The sequence below is a fragment of the Cellulophaga baltica 18 genome (genome assembly GCF_000468615.2).
Classification (GTDB): domain Bacteria; phylum Bacteroidota; class Bacteroidia; order Flavobacteriales; family Flavobacteriaceae; genus Cellulophaga; species Cellulophaga baltica.
The window spans coordinates 1,205,405-1,229,440 of sequence record NZ_CP009976.1; the positions used below are offsets into that span (position 1 = coordinate 1,205,405).

Genomic DNA, 24,036 nt, shown 5'->3' on the forward strand with positions numbered 1-24,036 from the left:
AGTAGTACCTAAAAACAACAAAAATGAAACAATATTTTATAGTAATTTTCTTAGTGTTTGCACTAATTAATGGGCATGCACAAAACGAGAAGGTTACTCAAAATCTTGATAAATTTACAACCGTCAAAGCTTTTGACGGTTTATCTATTAATTTAATAAAGTCTAGTGTTAATAAAGCCGTGATTACGGGTGCAAATACCACTAAAGTAGCAATTATTAATAATGATGGTGTATTAAAATTACGAATGGAAATTGGTAAAATTTTCAGCGGTTATAGAACTTTCGTAGATTTGTATTACACAGAAGAATTAATTACTCTTGATGTTAATGAAGATGCGCGTATTACCAGTAAAGAAGCTATAAAGCAAGATTTACTAGAGCTTAAAGCTCAAGAAGGTGGTGAGCTAGTGATTAACACACAAGTAGAACAGTTGCTAATTAAAACAGTTACGGGCGGTATTATTACCACAACAGGTTTTTCTGATAATCAGGATGTAATGATCAATACCGGTGGTATTTATCAAGGAAAAGCTTTTAAAACAAATTTTACTACCGTAAATGTAAATGCAGGTTCTAAAGCAGAAATTTATGCGGTTAACTATGTGAAAGCAAGTGTAAAAGCAGGAGGAGAAGTTTTAGTTTATGGGAATCCTAAGAAAATGGAAGAGAAAACTGTTTTTGGAGGAACCATAAAAAGAATGTAGATATTTATGATCGAAGATATACAGGCAGCCATCCCATTAGGTTTTTTTTTAAGCTTTATGATTGGCCCTGTTTTTTTTGTACTCCTTGAAACGAGTGCAACAAAAGGTTTTAGAGCTGCCCTAATATTTGATTTAGGCGTTATTTTAGCTGATATTATATTTATAACAGCAGCTTATTTTAGTAGCTTTCAATTGCTAGAAAATTTAAGCAATCAGCCAGGACTCTATGTTTTTGGTGGTGTCATATTATTGGTTTATGGTATTATCACTTTTAAAACCAAACAAGTAAAACTTAGAAATGAGGATGTCAAAGTTACGAGCGGTGATTATCTGAGTTTATTTGTAAAAGGCTTTCTTCTTAATTTTATCAATATTGGTGTTCTTGTATTTTGGTTAGGGATCATCATCATTGTTGGGCCTAGTTTAGATAATAACAGCGATCGTATATTGGTATTTTTTGGTTCTATGATAGGGGCTTATTTTGTTACAGACCTCTTTAAAATGTTATTAGCAAAGCAGTTACGTAAGAAACTTACTCCAAAACGTATTTTTTTAGTAAAGAAACTCTTAGGAATTATTTTAATTATCTGTGGCCTAGTATTAATTACAAAAGGCTTTTTACCTAAAGACAAATTAAACTTTCAAGAAGGTATAGAGTTAATACGTGAAGCAGAACAAAAATAACTACTATAGACTTTTAGTGTAGTTATTAACAACCAACCTAGAGGAGTATTACAGACCAATAAGCCCATGGATAAATCCAATATTAATACCTATTTCCATTCGTTATTTCCCATACCGGAACCCGTTGTAGAAAAAATTACGGCAACCTTCTGCCCTTTTACTTTAGAAAAAAATACCGTTTTATTAGATAAAGATACCATCAGTACAAAAACCTATTTTTTAGAACATGGATATGTACGTTCGTATATTTTAAATGAAGATAATGAGGAGGTAACTACCAATATTTATACAGCTCCTTGTTTTGTAAATGACTTCCTGTCTTTCTTTAAAAAACAACCTACCAAAGAAGTATATCAAACATTAACAGATTGTACTTTTTGGGAAACTAATTTTGATAACGTACAGGCTAATTTTCATAACATCACAGAATTTAGAGAATTCAGCAGACTATTGTTTGTTATAAATTACTATAAATTAAACGATAGATTAATTGAAATGGCCAGTCAGAAAGCAGAAACACGGTATCTAAATCTTTTAAAAGTACAACCACATATTTTTCAGCATGTACCGCTTAAAATTATAGCTTCTTATTTAGGCATTACAGATAGTAGTTTAAGTAGAATTAGGAAAGAAATTAGTAAAATGTAATTTCTTGTCATTTATCAAGTGACTAAAGAACAATGCCTATCCATCTTTGTAAAAAAAATAAAATGAATACAAAGCATATAGTTATTATTGGTCTTGGTGGGGTTGGTGGTTATTTTGGATTTAAAATTAATCAGGCTAATGAAAAAAATAAACAACATAAAGTATCTTTTGTAGCTAGAGGAACTACATATGCAATTGTAAAAGAACACGGACTTACATTACTTTCTCCAGAACATGCACAACCTATTACGCGCCCTGATGCTGTTTATGAACATATTTCAGATATTAAAGATCCTGATTTACTACTGATCTGCGTTAAAGAATATGATTTGGAGAATGTTTGTAGACAGCTCTCTACAGTTATTACGCCCAACACTATTTTACTACCTATGATGAATGGTGCAGATATTTATGATCGTATCCGGGCATTACTACCAAACAATACTATTTTACCTTCTTGCGTGTATGTGGCTTCACATATCAAAGAAAAAGGTATTGTTGCCCATAAAGGTGCCGCTGGAAAATTAATTTTTGGTAAAGATGCAGCACATATGTCCGTAAATTTAGATTGGGTATTAGCTGTATGCGAACAAAGTACTATCGATTTTGAATTTAAAGAGAATGCGCTTAGTGCTATCTGGTCAAAATTTATCTTTATCGCTAGTTTTGGTTTAGTATCTGCAAAACACAATTCTTCTATTGGTGCAGTATGTACTGAGGCTTCTCAGAAAAAAGAAGCTACCCAAATTATGCAAGAAATAAAGGCTATTGCTGGTAAAAAAGATATTTTTCTAGCAGCTGATATTATTCAGAAAGTTTTTGAAAAGGCAGCTACTTTTCCACCAACAACCCCCACTTCTTTACAATTAGATGTACATTCTGGTAAAAATAAAACGGAGTTAGAATTGTTTGCTGGGGCCATCATCACCTATGGTATTACAGAGAATTGTGCTACGGTATATACCCAGCGTATCTATGAGGAGATAAAAGCAGCGCATATACATTTATAATCTATTTAGGTAGCTTTGATTTATTTACTAAAATAGAAACAACTACTGAGTAAGATTAATTCTAAAAGTTGCTTAGAGCGACTTAAAATGTGTACTGAGGGATATTTTAGGTGGATTGGTGGTAGAAAAGATAGCAACTTTTAGTATCGAAAAAATAAAGTAAGATGGAAGATGATTTTTTGAATTTGATGAAATGCTATACGGATGATGAGTCTTATGCCAAAACCTGTTGGTCAGCACTCAAACTTAAATACAGTGCTGCTTCTAGACATTATCACAATCTAGAACATTTGGCATACATGTTTCGTTGGTTAGTTACCGTAAAATCTGAAGTGAAAAATTTAGATGCCATGCTATTTGCTATTTATTATCATGATAGTATTTATAGTACTACCAGAAGTGATAATGAACATCAAAGTGCCTTGTATTTTAAAAAAATGATTTCAAAAACATCTTTTGAGGCTATTACGGAGGTTATGGATCTTATTGAAGCTACAAAAGAGCATTTGCTATCTGCTGATAATGATACTAATATTCTATTAGATTTAGATTTGGCTGTGCTAGGAGAAAAGCCTGATAATTATCTTACTTATGCCAAAGCTATCCGAAAGGAATATTATATCTATCCCGATTTTATGTATCGCAAAGGAAGAAAAAAAGTATTGATGAATATGTTGAATTTAGAAGCTATTTATAAAACTGATTTCTTTAAATCACAATTTGAAACAACTGCGGTAAAAAATTTGAAGGCAGAATTAATAAATTTGTAATATGTAGAAGTTTCTTTAGTATTACTAATTTTCAAAAGGTTTTGTTACCTTATTGTTCTCTTTTTTTTATGGAATTTCAGGGAAGTTATGCTCTATAAAAAAGATATTTTTGACTTAGGGAAGTACACTATTTATAAAACAAAAAATCCTCTTCTAATGAAAGAAGAGGATTTTGAAGAGGCATCGAGCGGATTCGAACCGCTGTACAAGCTTTTGCAGAGCTCTGCCTAGCCACTCGGCCACAATGCCAATTTAGGATTGCAAATTTACAAAAATTAATGACAATAGAAATTAATTATTACAATGTTTATTCTTTTTTTAGTACAAAAAAGCTCTAAATCTTTCTTTGAAAAAATTTAGAGCTTTCTTTTTCGCTTTTATGGGGTGAACTTAAGGCTAAATAAACCTATTTAAGCGTTCTTTTTTGAGGCATCGAGTGGACTCGAACCACTATGAAAGTTCTTGCGGAACTTTGTCTATCCAATTCGACCACAATGCCATAACTGTGGTACAAATGTCTGAATATTTAATGCGTAATCCTATCGGTTAAGAGTGTAGTTCATCGACTTAATTGTAAGTTTATCGAAACCATTTCAACATCTCCGTTAATTGGAGGGTTAATTTTAGATACCGTAACATTACCAGAATCTACTGTACTACATTCTTTAAAAATTCGATCTAGAATACGTTTGGCTACATGTTCTAAAAGTTTTGACTTTATGGCCATTTCTTCTTTAACAATATAATTAATCAACACATAATCTACCGTATCTTTTAAATGATCTGAAAGTGCTGCTTTCGCTAAATCTGCTTCTACTTCTACATCTACCCGATAATCACTACCGTTGATACTTTCTTCTTTTAAACACCCGTGATAGGCGTACACTCTAATATTACTAACACTTATTTTACCCACCTGTCTGTATAATTTTTGGTAAATTTAAAACTTGTAGTTCTAAAAATAAGGTTTTAGCATGTTAATATGTACATCTACAATTACTCAATCCTTGGAATAAATCTACTCCTAAAGTAACTACGTGCGTACCGGTACTATAATTTGTTATTTCATTTAATTGTATTTGGTAAGAATATCCAAAGTATAAATTGTTCTTTTTAAGACCCACAATAGGAGCTATGTATAAAGGTTTACCAATCTGGTCATTTAAAAAACGATAGTTGATTCCTGCATAGTAGTAATCTTCATATTGATAAAATCTAAATTTTAAGTTCATATCCGTTTCAGAACGGCCATCACTTTCAAACATTTTATATAAAATAGAAGGTTCTATTTCAAGATCACTATTCTTACTTTTCTTATATCTATAGCCTGTATATAAATAATAATTTCTTAAACGATTTGGCTCATAGTTAATATTAAACCCAGATAAATCTTTATCTAAAATGTTAGATGCATTTAAACTAGCATAGAATTTATCTTTTCTATACAACACCCCAACATCAAAGTTATGGTTTGCTGTAGATCTATCATCTGTAACACCAGGATCTCCACCAGCGTTAACAAATTCTTGAATGTCTATTCTAAATTGATTAAAGTTATAGGATAAACCGAAGGATAAAAATTCATCATCATACCTGTCTAAGGTTAAATGGTGCGCAAAAGAAAGTCGTGCCCCCTGTTGTTTGGTATAACCATTTCTATCGTTGTATAAAAAGATACCTACACCAGATCTATTACCAATACGCATATCTGCTGCTAAAGATTGTGTATCTGGGGCATCTTCAATACCCACCCACTGTGTAAGTCCGTTGATACGTATTTTTACGTGATCACCAATACCTGCATAGGTAGGTGATAGCACAAACGGATTGTCTGCTAAATACTGCGAGAGTTGAGGTGAGTTTAACTCTTGGCTTTTTGCAAATAAACTGCACAAACAGAGCACTAAAGTAATTCCAATTTTTTTCATTGCACTTGTAGGTTAATTTTTTATCTATACAGGGTAAAATGTCCGACAAATTCTCTTTCATCGTTTTCACCTTGTAACTTTATTATGTACCAATAATCACCTGTTGGGAGCTCAGTGTTTTGGTAAAGGCCATCCCATCCTGGGTCGTTTGCACCCATTCTATAAACCTCTCTACCATAACGGTCAAAAATGATCATTAGTATATTAGGGAAGCCTTCTAAATTTTCAGGAATCCAGGTATCATTTTGTAAATCATTATTTGGTGTAAAGAAGTTTGGAACTTCAATATCTATGAATTCCATTTCAATGCTTGCAATGGCCTCACAACCATTACCATCTACAACAGTTACAGTATATGTACCTGATTCATTGATGTACATTGTATTGTCTTCTTCATTGTTTTTATCACCAAAATAGAAAGTATAATTACCATCTCCACCAGCAGCAATTGCTGTAATTTCATTGATATTATTATTTTCTAAGCTCAATACTAGCGGATCAAAATCTGCTATCGTAAATGGTATTATTTCTATACAACCATTTAAAGAGATAATCAACGTATGTGTTCCAGGCGCAATATTTGTGAAATTAGGCTCTAGACGTACATCAGCAGAATTTTCATCATCTAATTGATATAAGGCTAAACCTTCTACACTTGTATCTTCATGCGTTACTACTAAATAATTAGTTGGAGTATCTCCAGTACATTCATATACAGGAAGTACGGTTGCTTTTAGGTTTACACCTTCGGCAATTGTCACCTCAATACTTGTTTCACAACCTAAATCATCTAGGACATACACGGTATGTATTCCAGAAGGTAAATCAGTATATCTGATCATATCTGCAACATAGCTTGTATTTTCTAATCGTGTACTATACGGAGCAGTACCACCTGAAAGAATTAAATCTATGGTACCGTCATCACTACCTAAACAAGTTTCTCCTGTAGGGGTAGCATCTATCACTATCGGTGTTGCCGCAGTAATAGTATACTCTGTTTGTACAAAACAACCGTTTTTGTCTTGCGCAATAACCGTATAGGTACCTGGCGCAAGATCTGTGAATGAATTGATAGTATCAAACTGTGCTAAGTTTGGAGAAATAGCATAGATATAATCACCAGATCCGCCCGCTAACGAAACATTAATATATCCGTTCGTATCTCCCGCGCAAATTACCGCAGTATAATCATCTGTATATACTAAAGGCGTTGGTTCTGCTATAGTAATTACCGTGGTGGTTTCTTCACAATCTTCACTAGTTACTTTAATGTAGTAATTCCCAGCGGCTAAGTTTCTAAAGATTCCATTAGTATTAGGTCCTTGCAGTGGTGTGGTACTTGCCGGGGTATCTAATAATTCATAGAAATAATTTCCTAATCCACCACTTGCTCTAGCAATTAACTGTGCAGAACTATCACCGTTACAACTAATTGTTGCAGCAGTTTCATCTACAGTTATAGTAATTGGTGCTACAGGATCTGCTTGTATTTCATTAGAAAGTGTAGAAGTACAGTTAAATGAATCTTGTACATAGTATCTATACGTTCCTGCACCTGCGTTACCAGAAGGTAGGGCATTAAAAATATGTTCATTACCATTATTAAAAGCAGTAAACGTGGTACCATCTGTACTAAAACTGTACGGTGCAGTTCCTCCATTTGCTGTTAATAATAATTCTAAATCATCTACACATGTGATAGATTGTGTCATGGTCAATGAACCAAAAACATCTACAGGATCTGTAATGGTTGCAATAGGTGTTTCTGTAAAACATCTTACTGTATCAGAAACAGATATGCTGTACAATCCTGAGAATAATCCTAAGAAGGTATTTGACGTCTGCGCTGCAGAAGTCGTTACAATTACAGTTCCTGTTGGATCGTAAGTATTTAATCGATATTGTAAAGTTCCAAGTCCGCCAGAAGTAACTGTAGCAGTTACAAAACCAGTATCATCACCATAACACTCCAAAGCAATATCTGCAGAAATGGCTGCTACTAATGGTGCTGGTTGCACTAGTGTTTGAGAATAGGTATCATTAACACAACCAAGGGCATCGGTAATAGTAATTGCAAAATTACCAGCAGATAAGCCTGTGAAGATATACGCCTGTACACCTACTTGTGTAAATGTTTGTGTAGCAGAAGCTATCGTAATTGTATAAGGCCCTTTTCCTCCTGAAGGATCTACTAAAATACTACCCCTATCGTTATCACAACTTACATTAGCTTGTTCACTAACTACTGCTGTAATAGGAAATTCAGGTGCGTTGATTGTAACTACGTTAGAATTATCAGCACATAAGGTACTTGTAGCATCTGTTTCTGTAATCTGTACATAATAACTACCTCCTGGTAAATCATCAATAACAAGTGCGGTACCTGTATTTCCTGATAAAATTCCAGAATATGCAGTGCCATTACTTAAGAATACTTGGTAATCATAGCCTCCTGTATAGTTGGCTATAGTAACGTTAAAGCTACCACCATTTACGCCATCATTGATACAGGTTTCATCGGTAACTTTTACCGCAGTTACTTCTATAACTTTAGGATCTTTTACACTATGTGTTGTGCTTACAAAACATCCAGTATCATTATTGGTAACTGTAATGGTATAGTTTCCTATTCCTAATCCAACAAACGGTTCTGAACTATTCGTTGTGTTTCTAGTTTGAGTATATCCGTTAGCACTAGTAACCACATAAGTTAAATTAGGTAATGCAGTTGCTGGTGTGATGGTGACACCTACTGTAATATCTTCATCATTACCGTTACAGGTTACGGTATTATCTATAACTACTGTAGGCGTACTTATTCCTACAAAAGGAGTGATCGTTGCTGTGGTTATATCCGAACAACCCATATCATCATACACCGTTATGGTATACGTACCACCTGCTAAGTTGGTTTCTATATAATTTGCGTTGCTGCCATCTTGTACTGGTGTACCAGGAGTAGCATCATTTACAAAAACGTAACGTACATAGTTACCAGAACCACCAGTTACTAATCCGGTAAGATCTATAGCTGCATAGTTCGTTGTGTTTCCAGTAGTACAATCAAACTGAGATACTGTTGGCGTTCCAGCAGTTAATGCAGCCGCAGGTTGTGCTATGGTTTGTGTAATTGTTGTTGTACAGCTATTGGTACCTGTCACCGTAATTTCATAGCCTGTTCCTGTAGTATTTGCTAATCCTGTAAATACAGCACTTGTACTAGTTGTGCTTGTTGGATTAATCGTGGCTACGGCACCATCGATACTTGTAATTTGGAAAGTGTATGGATCAAAACCATTCGCCAAGATACTTACAGAGATGGTTCCATCTGCTGCATTGAAACACGTTACATTGGTAAAGGCATCAATAGTTGGTGTTGCAGGAAGAACGGCAGCTTCTAGTGTTTGACTAATAGCTACAGAACATAATGTTGCATCTGTTATAGTGAAAGAATATGTTCCGTTCTGTGTTAGAGCAGAGAAGATTCCGTCTGTATTTGCTGTTAAAGGCGTTCCGTCAGGGAATGTTCCTGTGTAATTAAAAGGTCCGTTACCTCCTGTTTGTGATATGGTGATTTGTCCACCAGGATTTACCGTACAATCGATAGCTTTAACAATCGTAGCTAAAGGCACCATTTCTTCGTATAACGTAATAGCATTTGCAGTTGGAGCAAAACAACCCCATTGATCACTAACGATTACTTGATATTCTCCAGCTCCTAAGTTGCTAAAGGTAGCTGTAGTTTGTATAGGTCTTACGTTTACATAAGCAGTACCATCAAAACGTTGTAATTGGTAGCTATAGTTAGTTCCTTGACCACCTGCTTGGTTAATTACCTGTACTTCTCCTTCAAAATTAGAACAATTTTCATTGTTTAATTGCAGGTCTGCCGTAATCGCAGTTGGTACACTTAAAGTGATGTCTGCTAATTGTAAAGAACAACCACGACTATCAATCACCCAAATTTCATAAGTACCTGCTGTTAAGTTTTCAAACTTAGGAGTAGCCACATAGTTGCTTGCATCTGTTGGATCTGGATTGGCTGTAGTACTTACATAGTATGCATAGCCACCCCATCCGCCGGTAACATTAACTATTTCAATACTACCATCGCTACCTGGAACACAAGTAATAGGCGATGCAATAGGAGTACCTGCCGCTAAAGCATTTGTAGGTTCTGCAATACTAAATGGCTCTCTATTATCACAAGTAGGCACGCCATCTTGAGAGAAGGTTACATAGTATCCACCAGCAAGTAAAGCTGTTGCTGTGAAATCTGCAGAAGTACCTGTTTGCACAGAAGTATCATCTAAATAGTTGGTAGGGGTATCATTATCATCAAATACTTCCCAAGAATAAGTACCAGTGTACGTAGCATCAGCGACTGTAAACGTTGCCGTTCCTGTTGCTGTTCCTACACATATTACATCTGTAGTTACCGGAGTAGCGATAGTAAATGTATTCGGATTTTCTACAGTATGAGAAATAGTAACCACACAATTGGTATTTATGTTTCTCACTTCAAAAACATGATTTCCAATAGCTAAATCAGTAAACACATTGGTCGTCCCGAAGGCATTTGGTAATTCTCTAAATTCATAGTTGGCAAGACCAGCAGGCGTACTAGAATCGGTTATAGAACCAAAAGCATTAATAGTAACATCTTCACCAGCATTTACACATGATATTGCTTCATCAATAGTAATAGTTGGAGTTAATAATTCGTCAAAAGCATTAATAGTTGCTGTGGTTGTATCTGAACAACCCATATCATCATACACTGTAATGGTATAGGTACCACCAGCTCTATTTGTTTCGGTATATATAGCATTGCTACCATCTTGTACTGGTGTACCAGGAGTAGCATCATTTATAAAAACGTAACGTACATAGTTACCAGAACCACCAGTTACTAATCCGGTAAGATCTATAGTTGCATTATTATCTGTATTTCCTGTAGCACATACAAATTGTGTAATAGTTGGTGCTGGCACATCTAATATGGCAGGTTGTGCTATGGTTTGTCTTACTGTTGTTGTACAACTATTTGCAGCGGTTACTGTAATTTCATATCCTGTTCCTGTAGTATTTGCTAATCCTGTAAATACAGCACTTGTATTAGTTGTGCTTGTTGGATTAATCGTGGCTACTGTACCATCCATACTTGTAATTTGGAAAGTATACGGATCAAAACCATTATTTATAATACTTACAGAGATGGTTCCGTCTGCTGCATTGAAACACGTTACATTGGTAAAGGCATCAATAGTTGGTGTTGCAGGAAGAACGGCAGCTTCTAGTGTTTGACTAATAGCTACAGAACATAATGTTGCATCTGTTATAGTGAAAGAATACGTTCCGTTCTGTGTTAGAGCAGAGAAGATTCCGTCTGTATTTGCTGTTAAAGGCGTTCCGTCAGGGAATGTTCCTGTGTAGTTAAAAGGTCCGTTACCTCCTGTTTGTGATATGGTGATTTGTCCACCAGGATTTACCGTACAATCGATAGCTTTAACAATAGTAGCTAAAGGCACCATTTCTTCGTATAACGTAATAGCATTTGCAGTTGGAGCAAAACAACCCCATTGATCACTAACGATTACTTGATATTCTCCAGCTCCTAAGTTGCTAAAGGTAGCTGTAGTTTGTATAGGTCTTACGTTTACATAAGCAGTACCATCAAAACGTTGTAATTGGTAGCTATAGTTAGTTCCTTGACCACCTGCTTGGTTAATTACCTGTACTTCTCCTTCAAAATTAGAACAATTTTCATTGTTTAATTGCAGGTCTGCCGTAATCGCAGTTGGTACACTTAAAGTGATGTCTGCTAATTGTAAAGAACAACCACGACTATCAATCACCCAAATTTCATAAGTACCTGCTGTTAAGTTTTCAAACTTAGGAGTAGCCACATAGTTGCTTGCATCTGTTGGATCTGGATTGGCTGTAGTACTTACATAGTATGCATAGCCACCCCATCCGCCGGTAACATTAACTATTTCAATACTACCATCGCTACCTGGAACACAAGTAATAGGCGATGCAATAGGAGTACCTGCCGCTAAAGCACTTGTAGGTTCTGCAATACTAAATGGCTCTCTATTATCACAAGTAGGCACGCCATCTTGAGAGAAGGTTACATAGTATCCACCAGCAAGTAAAGCTGTTGCTGTGAAATCTGCAGAAGTACCTGTTTGTACAGAGGTATCATCTAAATAGTTTGTAGGGGTATCATTATCATCAAATACTTCCCAAGAATAAGTACCAGTGTACGTAGCATCAGCGACTGTAAACGTTGCCGTTCCTGTTGCTGTTCCTATACATATTACATCTGTAGTTACCGGAGTAGCTATGGTAAATGTATTTGGATCTGTTATGTTTATGGATGTAAATAGCTCACAATCGGTATCCGTATGCCTTACTAAGAAGTTATGTGTACCTACGCCTAATCCTGTAAATATTTCTGGATTGGTATGAGAAATACTCGTTTGCCATGTGGCACCATTGTCTATACTATATTCAAATTTAGAAACGTCATTGGTGGTTGAGGTAACATTAATAGTTACTTCTCCATCATTTCCAGGACTACACGTAATAGCACTAGAAATAATAGCATCAGCAGTTAATAACTCATCAAAAGCATCAATGGTTGCTGTTGCAGTTCCAATACATCCGTTATCATCATAAACAGTAATGGTATAAGTACCTCCTGCTCTATTGGTTTCAATATACGAGGCATTGCTGCCGTCTTGAACTGGAGTACCAGGAGCGGCATTATTTACAAATACGTATCGTACAAAATTGTTAGAACCACCAGTTACTGAATTAACTGTAATACTTGCATTGTTCTCGGTATTTGTACTTGGTGTACAGGTAAACTGTACTACATCTACCAATGGATCAATAGTTACGACCACGGCTGCAGGTTCTGCAATTAATATGGCAGCGCTATCTGTTGTACAAGCATTTGTAGTAGCATCACCTGTAACGGTTACCACGTACCCATCTGCAGTTGTTGTTGGCACAAGTCCTGTAAATTCTGCTGTGGTATTCGTAAAGCTTGTTGGTGTTATACTCGTTGCAACACCATCTAAAGAGGTAATTTCAAAAGTATAAGGCCCTGTTCCATTATCTACTGCGGTAATGGTTATAGTACCATCATTATCACCAATACACGTTATTGGTGTAGCAGCTGTTGCACTGATTACTGGTTCTACTCTAACAGGAACGTTTACTGTAAATACTCTATTACAATTAGTACTATTAGGCGTTGCAGTATCATAAATAGTAATTACATAATCACCAGCTACAGAGGCATCGTAAACAAACGGACTTGTTAAAGTGGTTTGCGTAACTGTTGCCGCACCTGAAATGGAATAGTCATAATTTCCTGAACCTGTTAAGGCTTCTATCGTAATAGTTGCATCAGGCGTGCCGGTACAATCTAGTAATTTAGTTAATTCTGCTTTCGCCGATAACACAGGGTTTACAATATAGGCAGGCTCTACTGCGGTACAACCATTACCATCAATTACATAAACATCATAGGTTCCAGGAGTAACATTGGTAAATAAACCATTATTATCTAAATAGTTTGTTGGCATAGGATCACCTGCAGCAACAATAGCATAACGTAAATTTCCAGCGGCTGAAGTCCCTGTAGCTGTAAGGCTTATTGGAGCAGCACAATTATCTTGTGTTACTGCAATTGTTGGATTAGGAGATAATCCTAAGGTAACAGGAGCTAGTGTTACTGGACATCCATACTGATCATTTAAGGTTACGGTATAATCTCCAGCAGGAGAATTTACAGGTATTTGTATTGGATTACTTGTTAAGTCAGTTACCGCTGTAAATCCAGCAGGACCAGTTACATCAAAAGTGTACGGAGCTCCACCGCCTCCAGTAATATTGCTTACCGTAATTAAACCAGGTAAATTACAAGAAATATCTCTTGTGGGTGTAGCGGTTGCAGTTAATTCTCTCAGTTGATCTATTAAAACATTTTCACTACCACCTCTACAAGAATCTGTAGTTCCATCAGATTGTTGCACTTCTATATAATATTCTCCTTGTGGAAGATTACTTAGGGTGATGGTATTATTATAGATAATATTAGCAGCTACTGCACCACCACCACTTACTTCTATTGGAGTTGGATTTCCTAATTCATAGAATTCCCAACGCATATGCGTGTTAGGTGTACTAGGGTTTAAGGTATACGTAATTTCACCAGTTGATGCTCCAAAACAAGTTGGAGAAAAAGCTGTAGAAATATCAATTGGCAATGGTGCTACTAAATCATTTACATTTTCAAGACTTTGACGTACACAACCTGTTGCATCTCGTACATAGAATACATACGTTCTACCAGGTGTTAATCCTAACCAAGTATAATTTCCATGGCCTGCAGGTACAGTTACTGTAGATCCTGATGATTCATCTTCAGTACCACCTGGAACCCATGTTGCAGTTGCAGGGTTAAACGTTGATGGATCTTCAGAATAAGCATACTCATATGGAGCAGATCCTGCTGTACCTTGAACCGTAACTTGCAAATCATTACAATCTACTACAATAGCACTAAGACTAATATCTAAGTCATCTAATGGATAAGGAATGATATATCTAGGGAAATCTTTTTGACATATTGTTCCACTAGCTAATGTTACTCTTATTGATGGGTATACGGTTGTTCCTGAAGCCAAATTTCTTTGTTCCACGCCATCCGTATTCCACGTGCTTCCATTATCAAAGCTATATTCCACCAGTGTAGCGGTAGGTGTTATTAAGTTTTGAAATTCGAAACCATAATCGTTTGGTGAAGAACCCACACAATCTGCTGGTAGTATAGGTGCAATATCTGCTGTAATTTCTACCGCATTGTTAATGGTTATTGTAGCTGAAGTAACAGCACACCCATTAGCATCGGTTATTGTAATTTCATAATCACCAACTCCAATTCCGCTAAAGGCGTTTGTTGTTGTATTGATGTTTGAATAACTTACACTGTAATCAATACCATCTGCCGGAGATAAATCTGTTAAGGCATAGGTATATGGCATGTTTCCACCAGCAGCAAGAGCATCAATAGACCCTAGTCCATCATAACATTCAGGATCGGTTGGCGTTCCAGAAATAGTTAATGTGGCTGCTGTATTGACGATGATATCTTCTTCGGTATACGAGCATAAAGAACTTACACCATTATTATCAAGCACATACACATCATAACCTGCAGGATTAGCCGTTGCCATAGCATTGGTTACCGTTAAGTTATTTGTTGTGGTATATAAGCCAGTAGGATCAGTATTGGCAGGAACGATAGCATATACTAATGTTCCATTACCACCTGTAGCATTTACGGTAATACTACCGTCATTACATGAACTAACATCTACAACAGTTGTGGTTACTACTAATTGTGGACTCAATACCACTGTTTCTTGTAGGGCATCACAACCATAACCATCTTTTACATCAATGGTATATGATCCATTCGCTAAACCTGTAAAGGTATAGGTTGTTGCACTCACTGGAGAAGGAGTAATCCATGCCCCGCCATTGATACTAAATTGGAAATTTTCATTCCCTGGTATAGAAGTTATATCTACTTGTATGGTACCGTCATTAGCACCTGAATAACAAGCTGTAGGAGTTGCCGTAAATGTAGGTACTTCTGGAGCATCTACGGTTACCGCTGGTAAGGTTACATTGGTACAGTTTCTACTATCTAAGATACGTACCACATAATTTTCACCACTAGCATTTGCCGGTACATTGTTAAATGTAGCTGTAGGTTGGTATGCTCTGATTATTGCACCTAAATTAGTTTCTAATTGATAGGTATATGTTGGAGTACCTCCATTCGCTACTGCTGTAATTGTTGCACCTGTATTAGCACAAGTAAACGGTGTTGTTATGCTAGCAGTTGCTGTAATCGCATTAGGCTGTGTAAGATTTTGTGTTAAGGGAATAGTACATGTTGTTGGACTACTTACATCTCTAACGGTAATTGAATAGTTTTGAGCAGTTAAACCAGTAACGGTTTCAGCGCTTGTAAACGGACCTACAAAATTGGTACCGTCTAAAGAATATTCAAAACCTGCTGTTCCAAAATTAGAAGCATTAATGGTAAATGCTCCATTACTTTCTCCAAAACAGTTGATATTTATGGGTGTAGAAATAGAAGCTGTAAAAGCTCTACCGCTAGCTACATTGACTATAATTTGCGTGGTACACTCGTTTCCGTAGTTTACTTCAATGGTATGGTTTCCTGTTGCAACAGTATTAAATACATTTGCTGTTGCTCCTGTTTGTGGTGTTGCTCCATCAATTGAATAGGTATAAGAAGCATCAAAAGGACTGATGGTTATATTTCCTGTTCCCTCACAGTTGTAAGTTACACTACTTGTTAATGTTGGTGCAATTGGTAATGGATCAATAATAACATCACTTAAAGTAACAACACAGGTGGTTGCTGCTGCATCTCTTACACGAATGGTATAAGTTCCATCGGTTAACCCTGTAAATACAGTTCCACCGGTAGTTGAAGCAGTCCAAGTTCCTCCATTAATACTGTATTGGTAATTACCAGAACCACCAGCAGTTGGAGTTATGCTTCCTACGGTAATTTCTGCTTCACCAGCAGGCAAACAGGTATAGTCTTTTGTTTGAACGGCTTCTGCAGTAATTGCATTCGGTTCGTTTATTACAACACTTAAAGGCTGTGTACATAAATCAGCATCTTGAACTAGCACTTGATAGGTTCCAGCTGCTAAATTTGGAAAGTTTGAAGATATTGTTTGATAAGTAGTTCCATTATCAATACTATAACGATACGGTGCATTCCCACCAGTTACTGCTAAAGCAATAGCACCATCATTCCCACCAAAACAAGTAACATCTGTTAGTGTTTCTGTGATGGCAATCGGTGCATTTTTGATGATGGTAATATCAAACATATCAAAACAGAATCCTGTTGCGCCTGCATGATCACGTACATATACATCATAATCACCTGCTGCAGCAATAGCAATAGGATTAGTTATAGCAAAATCACTAGCTAGAGGAGTTACGCCATCTGCTACAATAGCATAGACATAATTAGCATCACCACCCGTAGCGGTAATAGTAACATTGGTACTTGTACCACACGTAGTAATAGCATTTGCAGAAGCGGTAACACTTAGTTCTGGATTAATGGTTATAGTTTGCGTTGCAGCAGAACAACCGTATCCATCTTGAACATTTATGATATGATCTCCTGAAGCTAAATTGGTAAACGTATAGGTAAAAGCCGTAGTAGGTGTTGGTGCTACAAACGGACCGTTATCAATACTGAAAACTAAATTTCCATTACCACCAGTTACATTAACTACTATTTCACCATCACTAGCACCTGAATAACAAGCTGTAGGAGTTGCCGTAAATGTAGGTACTTCTGGAGCATCTACGGTTACCGCTGGTAAGGTTACATTGGTACAGTTTCTACTATCTAAGATACGTACCACATAATTTTCACCACTAGCATTTGCCGGTACATTGTTAAATGTAGCTGTAGGTTGGTATGCTCTGATTATTGCACCTAAATTAGTTTCTAATTGATAGGTATATGTTGGAGTACCTCCATTCGCTACTGCTGTAATTGTTGCACCTGTATTAGCACACGTAAACGGTGTTGTTATACTAGCAGTTGCTGTAATCGCATTAGGCTGTGTAAGATTTTGTGTTAAAGGAATAGTACATGTTGTTGGACTACTTACATCTCTAACGGTAATTGAATAGTTTTGAGCAGTTAAACCAGTAACGGTTTCAGCGCTTGTAAACGGACCTACAAAATTGGTACCGTCTAAAGAATATTCAAAACCTGCTGTTCCAAAATTAGAAGCATTAATGGTAAATGCTCCATTACTTTCTCCAAAACAGTTGATATTTATGGGTGTAGAAATAGAAGCTGTAAAAGCTCTACCGCTAGCTACATTGACTATAATTTGCGTGGTACACTCGTTTCCGTAGTTTACTTCAATGGTATGGTTTCCTGTTGCAACAGTATTAAATACATTTGCTGTTGCTCCTGTTTGTGGTGTTGCTCCATCAATTGAATAGGTATAAGAAGCATCAAAAGGACTGATGGTTATATTTCCTGTTCCCTCACAGTTGTAAGTTACACTACTTGTTAATGTTGGTGCAATTGGTAATGGATCAATAATAACATCACTTAAAGTAACAACACAGGTGGTTGCTGCTGCATCTCTTACACGAATGGTATAAGTTCCATCGGTTAACCCTGTAAATACAGTTCCACCGGTAGTTGAAGCAGTCCAAGTTCCTCCATTAATACTGTATTGGTAATTACCAGAACCACCAGCAGTTGGAGTTATGCTTCCTACGGTAATTTCTGCTTCACCAGCAGGCAAACAGGTATAGTCTTTTGTTTGAACGGCTTCTGCAGTAATTGCATTCGGTTCGTTTATTACAACACTTAAAGGCTGTGTACATAAATCAGCATCTTGAACTAGCACTTGATAGGTTCCAGCTGCTAAATTTGGAAAGTTTGAAGATATTGTTTGATAAGTAGTTCCATTATCAATACTATAACGATACGGTGCATTCCCACCAGTTACTGCTAAAGCAATAGCGCCATCATTCCCACCAAAACAAGTAACATCTGTTAGTGTTTCTGTGATGGCAATCGGTGCATTTTTGATGATGGTAATATCAAACATATCAAAACAGAATCCTGTTGCGCCTGCATGATCACGTACATATACATCATAATCACCTGCTGCTGCAATAGCGATAGGATTAGTTATAGCAAAATCACTAGCTAGAGGAGTTACGCCATCTGCTACAATAGCATAGACATAATTAGCATCACCACCCGTAGCGGTAATAGTAACATCGGTACTTGTACCACACGTAGTAATAGCATTTGCAGAAGCGGTAACACTTAGTTCTGGTGCAATTGTAATATTTTGAGGAGTGGTTGTACACCCTAATTCATCTTTTACATTGATGATATACGTACCAGAAGCTAAGTTGTTAAATACATATGAACTTGCTGTGGTAGGAGTTGGTGCTACAAACGGGCCGTTATTAATACTAAATAATAAGCCGCCATTACCTCCGGAAGCATTTACAGTGATAGTACCATCACTAGCTCCAGAATAACATACAGAAGGTGTTGCTGTAAACGTTAATGCTGTTGGTGCTGTAATTGTAATTGCAGTATCTATAGGATCTTCACAACCACTATTATCTCTTGCTCTAACGATATAATCACCAGCGGTAACATTGGTAAATATTTTATTAGCACCGTTGGTCGCATAATCATAAGTTCCTATAATTGTTCCTGCGGTATCTTCTAATTGATAGACATATGTTGGTGTACCTCCTGTTGCATTTGCAGATATAGTGGCTCCGGTGTTTGAGCAGGTAAAAGGATTGGATATAACGGCTGTGGTATTCACAGCGCTTGGTTGTGTAATTGTTCTTGTTATTTGCTGAACACACGTAACATCATCTACTTTTCTAATATCAATAGTAGTCAAACCAGCACCCAATACTTGTGGTGTGGTTACAGGAGAAACTAACGATGTGGTATAATTTACACCATCTGTAGTATACTCAAATCCAGTAGTAGGATCAAAATTTACTACTTCAAATGTGATGGTACCATTGGTATCTCCAAAACATGTTACGTTGGTAGAAGATAAGTAATTGGCTTCAAAAGCTTTATCATCCTCAACAGTGACCAAGTTTTCTACAAATAATTCACAAACCTCTGGTATTTGAAAAATTTCTATATCATCAATAGCTAAATCATTACCATCATTACCAACTTTATCCGTTCTTATAACAAATTCTAATGTGGTATTACTTCCTGGATTTAGATCTACTGAAAATTCAGTCCAATCACTAGACCCTGTATTTTTAGCAATATCTCCTGTATATATGGTTTGGACAGGAGTTCCTGTACCAGTTTCTTGTACTTCAATTATTAAGTTAGGATCCAATCCAGAACTAGTACTTTTCAAGAGGTTTAGTATCCACAAGGAAACTCTTAAAGGTTGGTTTGGGATAATATCATTTATGGTTTTTGTGTAAATTACTTGTCCTGTAGCTGGTGTACCAACGTTAATAACTAAATAACGGCCATTACCTGTTCTGGTACCAGTAGTATGATCTATTGGGTTAATCCATGAACCGTAAGGAGCAACTAGCTGACTTGTTACTGTATATTCATAGTCATTAATATTACTATTACTATCTCCTGGTGCATTTCCCGTTTGATCTTCATATGTATACCCAACAGTATTTGTGCTAGAAGTAGTTGAACCAGACCCAAAATTCTCTACCAATAATAAGCTCGGCGTTGGCGGAGTTTGAGAGGTGTAATTTGTAGTAATTGTATAGGTACCTGCAGCTATATCTGAGAAAATATTTAAGTCAGCATCTGGAGTATTTAACACACCATCTATAGCATATGTATAATTATAAGTACTAATATCTGAGTTTAAAGTTATGTTTCCTGAGCCATCGCAATTGTAATCTACGACTGGAGTTATTACAGGTTCTACAGGATAATCTTCTACATATACATCCATTGCAAATTCACAACCAAGAGCATCTTTTACTACTACAGTATTATAATTTCCTGGAGGTAGTATAGCGGTACTTGCGGTACCAAAAGTTGTTCCACCATTAAAACTATAGGTGTATGGTGCTTGACCACCAACAACATTGGTAATACGTACTTCTGCTCCGGCAGGATCACAGGTAACGTCTCTAGAAACACCTGCAGAAGCAGATAAGGTTGCAGTTTCTGTTATGGTATGCGTAGTTACTACTGTACAACCAGAATCATCAGATACAATAATATCATAGGTTCCTGCAGCAAGACCTACAAATGACGCAGTATCTTGGTAGGTAGCTCCTGCATCAATACTGTATTGAAAAGGCCCAACTCCATTTGTGGTAGTTATCGTAATACTCGCATCATTGTTTCCACTACATGTTACAGGAGAGTCATCTGTAATGCCAATGGTCATATTACCAAGGTCTTCTATGGTAACACTATTAGAGGCTATAAAACAGTTGTTAGCATCTACAACAATAAATTCATAGGTACCTTCTTCACCTGCAAAGTATTCATCTATACCATCACCATCCGTATCTCTATATCCAAATTTAAATATAGGATCTGTGGTATATTCAGATGCAGGAACATCGCCTAATGTGCTATATAAATCTACCCCATTAACACTCCAAATAGCATAACTATATTCAGGGTTCGGGAACCCGCCTTGAGGGGTTAGGGTTATAGTACCTGCTGTACAGCCAATATTAGCGGTTAAAGCAGCGGTTAATCTTAAATCATCAATTTTGGTTACGGTTATATTTTGTGTACTGGTACACCCATCTTGGGTGGTAACAATAAGGGTATAATCATCCGGATTTAAATTGTTGAAAGTATAATTATTGGTGGTTTGCGCTGTAACAAGATTTACGCGTGTTCCTGTTCCATAAGCATGTGTTGTTCCATCATTAAACCTTAAATCATAGGTGTAATTTGCTCTTACATTTAGGGTTTGAACATTTATAGTTCCTAAAGCATAACAGTTTTCTGGTGTAGTAGATAAGTTAACGGTAAAGTCTCGGTCTCTAATTCCTATTTCTTGCGATTGAAACTCACAAGAATTTGCAATTGGATTTCCTGAAGCATCTAATTGGCGGATGTCTACTCTATAATTTCCGGCTACATCAATATCAAAGCTATTGCCATTATTAGCACTAAAAGGTACTTGTATGCTATTGGTATCTAAATTAATTAATTCAAAACCGTATCCTGAACCTAAGTTGGTCACCGTAATATTTCCATCTGTATCACAAAAAATATCTGTGGATGTTGTGGTTACCGGTAAATCATTCTTAAAAGCACTAAAATAATAGCGACTAGAACATCCGTTTAAATAGTTGATAACTAATCTATAATCTCCTGTATCTGTTAAAGTAAATGCATTTCCAGTAGCAACTGTTGAATAACAGCTATTTCCTTTATTAGGACAAGATGGATCTGAAGAAGTACAGCTAGAATTTAATTCTTGCCATTCTAAACTTACCGCATCTGGAATGTTGACTTGTATGAGCTCCGTATCTGTAGAGCCACATAAGAAAATATTGGCTAGATATTCACCATCAATAGAACATCGTAATATTTCTCCTTGAATATCATTTGTGATGTCTGCATCACCATTTCTATCGTTGAAAAAGTCAATGATTGGATTTGTTTGTGTGGTTCCAAAAAACTCAACAGTAATAATTTCTTGAAAGCCTTTACAAGGATCTGCAACAATTTTATCTACAATATAAATTCCTGGTTCTGTAACGGTTAAGGTACTTAAATCTCCATCAGGGTTCCCATCATTTAAAACAGTATCAACCCCTAAATCTATGACATTATTTTCGTTAACATCACGATACCATATGTAATCATCAAAATTATCTCCGGCATCTAATAACACATTATCACCGCAAAGTTGTACGGTTCTAGAAAAGTCACAATCAGATAAATCATCTAGTAAAAAGTTGGTGGCACCTGGAGTAATAAATCCACAAGAATCAAAATCCGTAACACTTGGATCATCTGTAATGACGTTATCATTATCTACACCTTGATAGGTAGAATACGCTAAATTCTGAATTTGGTTGGTACATGCATTTACAAAATCAAAGCAGTTTTCTGCAACTTTAACTTGCATACGAATAGATGCTACTGGAGCCCCTTCGACCACTAAATTATCTGGTATGGTAAATACAATAGTTCGTGTAGCAGCATCAAAAACATACGTAACTCCTGGAGGTAGGTTTCCAGAATTTGACAAAGCCGCTTCATCTAAAGTAACATTTTGAGGTAAAACATCACGAATGGTATAGCTAGTAGCATCATCATTCCCTACATTTTCAAAAGATAATATGTATTTAAGATTATCTCCTAAATTAACTCCGGATCCTGTTAAATCTACAGTTTCTGCTAAATTGGTTACCTTTTTCTCAAGGATAATTTTAGGTTCAATAATTTCAATATTGAACGAGTTGAAGAATGGATAATATTGATCACCATTAGAGGTAAATCTAAATGTTGCCTGGGTGGCATCATTATCAATAATGGAGTTACCACTATTGGTTAATTTAAAAATATCAGTATCGTATCCTAAGGTATTTATACTATTAGGGTTTCTGTTGGTAGTTACAGATCCGTTTGAAGAAATATTACTATTAAAAAAGTTATTGGAAGGGTTGGCTCCGTTACTAATTGTTGTAAAAGGGTCTGTTGTTTTTTCTCTAATTCTAAGTCGATCTCCAGTAATGGCAAAATCTCCTTCTAAGGCAGCTGCACCAATATTTGCATTTACAGGTCCTGAAGGAATGGTTTTAAAACCAGAATAGTTAATATCTACATTTGGGTTTCCTGAGTTGACTCTAGCAAAACCATCAAAAGTGGTAATTAATTTACCACTAAGTGTTGGGTTCTCATAAACGATTACTAAGGTCCAACCTCCTGAGGCTCCCCCTGCTAATTGTCCTGTTACTGAACGAACGTTGGCTACAGTATACTCTCCTGTAGGGTCAGCAATAGGTGTTAATAAGTTGGTAATTTCTGCGTAACACGCATAGGGGCTATTTGCCCGGTTTTGATTGTCTGCAGCAGTAAAACCATCATAAAGTATTTCATCTGCTGTAATGTCTACATAAGAGCCTCCAGGGATCTTTAATTTTACACTATTAAAATCATTTTGTCTATTGGTGCCTAAAGTTTGGCTGGCTTGTTCGCTTGGGTACGTTGCAGACCAATATAGAGCAGCATAACGTATTAAATTACAATCAACTTCTGGAAAATCTAAGCTTGCAGAACTAGAACTAAATGTAGATGTATCACTATCAACATCTATATATTGCATATTTTTAGAATCATTGTAGTTGTTAAAACCACCTGTTTCATTATCATAATAATTTGAGGGTCTTAGCCACCATTGATCAATACGTACATTTTGGTTGTTGTAGGCATCTTCTGGTTCGGTAGTAGCAGTACCACCATCTCTATTGACAATGTTGTTTGCAATAAAAATTAAATCACCTTTAATATTATTTTGATACCTAAAGTTATCACCAGACGGATACGTTCTTGTAAAGGGCGTATACTCCTGACTGTATCCAAATTGGGTGGCGCCAGCAAAACTTAAGAGTGCTAGTAGTATTAAAGATTTTCTTTGAAACAAAGTTTTCATTT

General features: G+C 36.3%; 8 protein-coding genes and 1 tRNA gene. 5 read left to right on the plus strand and 4 right to left on the minus strand.

Annotation, left to right across the window (positions count from 1 at the left end; all coding sequences use genetic code 11):
- The first annotated feature begins 23 nt into the window (after window positions 1-23).
- The 5 genes from M666_RS05090 to M666_RS05110 all read left to right on the plus strand — a co-directional run bounded on the left by M666_RS05090 (window position 24) and on the right by M666_RS05110 (window position 3,816).
- Window positions 24-704 (plus strand): head GIN domain-containing protein, encoded by a 681-nt coding sequence (locus tag M666_RS05090; protein ID WP_029447490.1) that lies wholly within the window; start codon window positions 24-26, stop codon window positions 702-704.
- Window positions 705-710: 6 nt separating this feature from the next.
- Window positions 711-1,388 (plus strand): LysE family translocator, encoded by a 678-nt coding sequence (locus M666_RS05095; RefSeq protein WP_024482352.1) that lies wholly within the window; start codon window positions 711-713, stop codon window positions 1,386-1,388.
- 66 nt (window positions 1,389-1,454) lie between these two features.
- The gene (locus tag M666_RS05100) at window positions 1,455-2,036 is read left to right on the plus strand and encodes a Crp/Fnr family transcriptional regulator (protein ID WP_029447489.1); all 582 of its coding nucleotides are present in this window, start codon (window positions 1,455-1,457) and stop codon (window positions 2,034-2,036) included.
- 62 nt (window positions 2,037-2,098) lie between these two features.
- Window positions 2,099-3,046, plus strand: a complete 948-nt coding sequence (locus tag M666_RS05105; protein WP_029447488.1) for a ketopantoate reductase family protein — start codon at window positions 2,099-2,101, stop codon at window positions 3,044-3,046.
- A 164-nt stretch (window positions 3,047-3,210) separates the two neighbouring features.
- Window positions 3,211-3,816 (plus strand): HD domain-containing protein, encoded by a 606-nt coding sequence (locus M666_RS05110; RefSeq protein WP_029447487.1) that lies wholly within the window; start codon window positions 3,211-3,213, stop codon window positions 3,814-3,816.
- 178 nt (window positions 3,817-3,994) lie between these two features.
- On the opposite strand, the gene M666_RS05115 is transcribed toward M666_RS05110, so the two are convergent.
- The 4 genes from M666_RS05115 to M666_RS05130 all read right to left on the minus strand — a co-directional run bounded on the left by M666_RS05115 (window position 3,995) and on the right by M666_RS05130 (window position 24,034).
- Window positions 3,995-4,065 (minus strand) — tRNA-Cys (locus M666_RS05115).
- Window positions 4,066-4,375: 310 nt separating this feature from the next.
- Window positions 4,376-4,732 carry a dihydroneopterin aldolase gene (folB, locus tag M666_RS05120; protein WP_029447486.1) on the minus strand — a complete coding sequence of 119 codons (357 nt, stop codon included), beginning with the start codon at window positions 4,730-4,732 and terminating at the stop codon, window positions 4,376-4,378.
- A 61-nt stretch (window positions 4,733-4,793) separates the two neighbouring features.
- A complete protein-coding gene (locus M666_RS05125; RefSeq protein WP_024482347.1) occupies window positions 4,794-5,744 on the minus strand; it encodes a PorP/SprF family type IX secretion system membrane protein in 951 nt (316 codons plus the stop codon).
- A 20-nt stretch (window positions 5,745-5,764) separates the two neighbouring features.
- Window positions 5,765-24,034, minus strand: a complete 18,270-nt coding sequence (locus M666_RS05130) for a T9SS type B sorting domain-containing protein (RefSeq protein ID WP_039325180.1) — start codon at window positions 24,032-24,034, stop codon at window positions 5,765-5,767.
- Window positions 24,035-24,036 lie beyond the last annotated feature (2 nt).